Here is a 4,086-nt window from a genome sequence, read left to right as displayed (position 1 = left end):
GTGTATAAGAGACAGCGCCTCCCCCCCGTCACGTCGACCCCGGATCGGCCATGCTCTCCTTCGTCCTGCGGCGGACCGCCCAGGCCCTCGCGGTCCTGGTCGCGGTCTCCGCCGCCGCCTTCGCCCTCTTCTACGCCGCGCCAGCCGACCCGGCCCGCGCCGCCTGCGGCCCGCGCTGCGACAGCGGGCAGGTCGCGGCGGTGCGCCAGAGCATGGGCCTGGACCAGCCGCTGCTCACCCAGTACACCGACTACCTGGTCGGGGTCGTCGCCGGGCGGGACATCGGCGACGTGGACGGCTCGACCATCCACTGCGACGCCCCCTGCCTCGGCTACTCCTACCGGCTGCACCAGCCGGTCAGCGAGGCCCTCGCCGACCACCTGCCGGTCACCCTCTCGCTGACCGCCGGGGCGCTCGCCGTCCTGCTGGTGTTCGGCCTCGGCACCGGGTTCGTCTCCGCGCTGCGGCACGGGCGGCGGACCGACCGGCTGCTGTCCGGCTTCACCCTGGTCGGCGCCAGTCTGCAGATCTACTTCCTCGGGTACGTCGCGCAGTGGCTGCTGGTCTACTCCACCGGGCTGCTGCCGCTGCCCTCCTACACCCCGCCGACCGACGACCCGGCCGCCTGGGCGGGCGGGATGCTGCTCCCCTGGTTCGTCCTCGGCTTCGTCAACTCCGCGGTGTTCGCCCGGCTTTCGCGCTCGCAGCTGCTGGAGACGATGAACGAGGAGTACGTCCGCACGGCCCGCGGCAAGGGCCTGGGCCGACTGCGCGCCCACCTCAAGTACACCTCGCGCGGCGCCGCCGGACCGCTGGTGCAGCTGATCGGGCTGGAGGCCGGGGTGCTGCTCGGCGGAGCCGTGATCACCGAGACGGTGTTCGGGCTGAACGGGGTCGGGCGGTTCGCCGCCGAGGCCGTCGCCGGGCAGGACCTGCCCGCCGTGGTCGGCGCGGTGCTGCTGGCCGCCTGCTTCATGGTGCTGTTCGTCGCGCTGGCCGACCTCGCGGTCGCCTGGCTCGACCCGCGTGTCCGGCTGAACTGATGGGGAGCCCTTCGATGAAGTCCACTGTTCCGGGGGCCGACGTGCGGACCGCAGACGTGGAAAGCACCGCAGCGGGAAGCACTGTGGCGGAGACCGTCGAGCCGGTGCTGAGCGTCCGCGATCTGACCGTCGCCTTCGCCGACCCGCGCGGCGGCGCGCCGGTGACCGCCGTCCAGGGCCTCTCCTTCGACCTCGCCCCGGGTGAAGTCCTGGGCCTGGTCGGCGAGTCGGGCTCCGGCAAGTCGACCGTCGGGCTCGCCGTCCTCGGCCTGCACGACCCGCGCACCACCACCGTCACCGGCTCGATCCGGCTGGGCGGGCAGGAGGTCGTCGACACCGAGGAGTCCGCGCTGCGCGGGGTGCGGGGCGGAAAGGCGGCACTGGTCTTCCAGGACGCGCTGACCTCGCTCAGCCCCTTCCACGGCGTGGGCGCCCAGCTCGCCGAGATGTACCGGCTGCACCACCCGGGCACGGGCCGGGCCGAGGCGGGCCGCCGGGCGGCCGAGATGCTCGACCGGGTCGGCATCCCGGCGGCCCGGACGCGCGACTACCCGCACCAGTTCTCCGGCGGCATGCGCCAGCGCGTGATGATCGCGATGGCGCTGATGAACGACCCCCGGCTGCTCATCGCGGACGAGCCGACCACCGCCCTGGACGCCCGCGTCCAGCGGCAGGTCCTCGACCTGCTCGGCGAGTTGCAGCGCGAGCACGGGACGGCGGTGCTGCTGGTCAGCCACGACCTGGGCGTGGTCGCCGGGACGACGGACCGCACGCTGGTGCTGCGCGGCGGGGTCGAGGTCGAGTCCGCGCCGACCGCCGAACTGCTGGCCGCGCCGCGCGAGCCGTACACCCGGGCGCTGGTGGGCGCGGCGCTCCGGCTGGACTCGGTGCCGGGCACCGCCCTGCCGACGGTCGACGAGCCGGCCCCGGCACGGACGTTCCGGCCGCGGACCGTCGGGAGCCCGGAGCGCCCCGAGCGGTGGCTGGTCGAGGTGGACGACCTGTCCGTGCACTTCCCCGGACGCCGGAGCTTCTCCGGACTCCGGCGCTCCCCCGGAGGTCGGCGCTTCCCCGGGCTGCGGGCCGAACCGGTCCGGGCGGTCGAGGGCCTCGGCCTGCGGATCGCGCCCGGCGAGACGCTCGGGCTGGTCGGCGAGTCCGGCTCCGGCAAGTCCACCACCTCGCGGGTCCTGGCCGGACTGCAACGCCCCACCGGCGGAAGGGTGCTGTACGACGGCCAGGACGTCACCCGGCCGGACCGGGAGCTGCGGAAGCGGCTCAGCCGGGAGATCCAGCTGGTCTTCCAGGACCCGTACGCCTCGCTCAACCCGCGCCGGACCGTCGCCCAGACCCTGGACACCCCGCTGCGCCTGCACACCCCGCTGGACCGGGCCGGACGGCGGGAGCGCTCCGCCGAGCTGCTGGAGCAGGTCGGCCTGGCGGCCGGGCACCTGGACCGCTACCCGCACGAGTTCTCCGGCGGCCAGCGCCAGCGGATCGGCATCGCCCGCGCGCTGGCCCCGCAGCCGCGCCTGATCATCGCCGACGAGCCGGTCTCCGCGCTCGACGTGTCGGTGCAGGCCCAGGTGCTCAACCTGCTGATGGAGCTGCGCGAACGGCTCGGCGTCGCCTTCCTGTTCGTCTCCCACGACCTCGCGGTGGTCCGGCACTTCTGCGACCGGGTGGCGGTGATGCACCGGGGCCGGCTGGTCGAGTCCACCGACCGGGACCAGCTGTTCGCGGCGCCGCACACCGAGTACACGAGGGAGCTGCTGGCGGCGGTGCACTGAGATGATCGAGGATCATCGAGGCCCGTCGGACGCGTTCTCGCCGTCGGACGAGGTCCGACCGTCGTGCGTGATCGGAGAGGTGCAGCAAGCGATGTCCACCACCAGTGACCGGACCAGCGTGGATCAGGAGCTCGTCGAGGCGGCCCTGGAGGTCGCACGGCGGTACGCCCGGGGTGACAACCACACCGTGGCGGCCGCCGGGCGCAATGCCGACGGGCGGATCGTCACCGCTCTGAACGCCTACCACTTCACCGGCGGGCCGTGCGCGGAGCTGGTGCTCATCGGCGCGGCCGCCGGGCAGGGGGCGTACGAGCTCACCACCGTGGTGGCCGTGGGCGACCGGGAACGCGGGGTGATCCCGCCGTGCGGGCGGTGTCGGCAGGTGCTGCTGGACTACTTCCCCGAGGTGGGCGTCATCGTCGGGCAGGGGGCGGAGTTGCGCACCGTGCCGGTGTCGGCCCTGCTGCCGGGGGCGTACGTGTGGGCCGATCACCAGGAGGACTGAGCGGGCGGCCCGATTGACCCGGCGGGTGAAGCGGCAGGTCGTTCGGCTGCGCCGGTCCGGTTCGAGGCGCTAGCGTGCAGGCGATGTGACGTAGGAGACCCGAGCAAGGAATCACCAATCGAGGGGGCACATTTGTCGGACGACCTGCTCATCGCAAAGATCAACCACGGCTTCGATCACCTCGACGCCGACGGCGACGGGCTGCTCACCGAGCGGGACCACGTCCTGATGGGCCTCTCGGTGGCCCGCTCGCTCGGCCACCAGGAGGGCTCCGAGGCGGAGGCCGTGATAGTCCGGGCCTACCTGACGACCTGGCACGACCTGCACCTCGCCCGGCTGCCCGCCGGCACCGAGGCGATCACCCGGCAGCAGTTCGTCGCCTCGACCGGCGCGCTCGCCGACGACCCGGAAGCCGCCCGGGAGATCCTCGGCGCGCTCGCCGGGGCCTTCCTCTCCGTCGCCGACGCCGACCGCAGCGGGACGGTGGACGCCGGCGAGTTCTTCGTCTTCCAGCGCGGCCACTTCGCCGGCCTGTCCCGCGACGACGCCGACGAGGCCTTCCGCCACCTCGACACCGACGGCGACGGCGTGCTCTCCGCGGCCGAGTTCACCGACGCGATCATCGAGTTCTGGACCAGCCGCGACCCTGACGCGCCCGGCAACTGGTGGACGGGCAAGCCGCCGTACGCCTTCTGAGCCGTACGTCCGCGGTGGTCCGCCCCCGCGAGCCGGAAGCGCGGGGGCGGAC

The 4,086-nt window shown here is 73.7% G+C and carries 4 protein-coding genes; all 4 read left to right on the top strand.

Features of this window, described 5'->3' with window-relative positions; all coding sequences use genetic code 11:
• Positions 1-50 precede the first annotated feature (50 nt).
• The gene (locus ACFU6K_RS33000; protein ID WP_380669332.1) at positions 51-1,043 is read left to right on the top strand and encodes an ABC transporter permease; all 993 of its coding nucleotides are present in this window, start codon (positions 51-53) and stop codon (positions 1,041-1,043) included.
• 83 nt (positions 1,044-1,126) lie between these two features.
• Entirely contained in the window at positions 1,127-2,833 is a 1,707-nt protein-coding gene (locus ACFU6K_RS32995; RefSeq protein WP_380669330.1) for a dipeptide ABC transporter ATP-binding protein, read from the top strand.
• A gap of 91 nt (positions 2,834-2,924) precedes the next feature.
• The gene (locus ACFU6K_RS32990) at positions 2,925-3,338 is read left to right on the top strand and encodes a cytidine deaminase family protein (protein ID WP_380669328.1); all 414 of its coding nucleotides are present in this window, start codon (positions 2,925-2,927) and stop codon (positions 3,336-3,338) included.
• A gap of 132 nt (positions 3,339-3,470) precedes the next feature.
• Entirely contained in the window at positions 3,471-4,034 is a 564-nt protein-coding gene (locus ACFU6K_RS32985) for an EF-hand domain-containing protein (protein ID WP_380669326.1), read from the top strand.
• Positions 4,035-4,086 lie beyond the last annotated feature (52 nt).

The organism is Kitasatospora sp. NPDC057512 (assembly GCF_042802135.1).
In the GTDB taxonomy this organism is placed as follows: domain Bacteria; phylum Actinomycetota; class Actinomycetes; order Streptomycetales; family Streptomycetaceae; genus Kitasatospora.
This window is presented reverse-complemented; position numbering and strand designations above follow the sequence as displayed.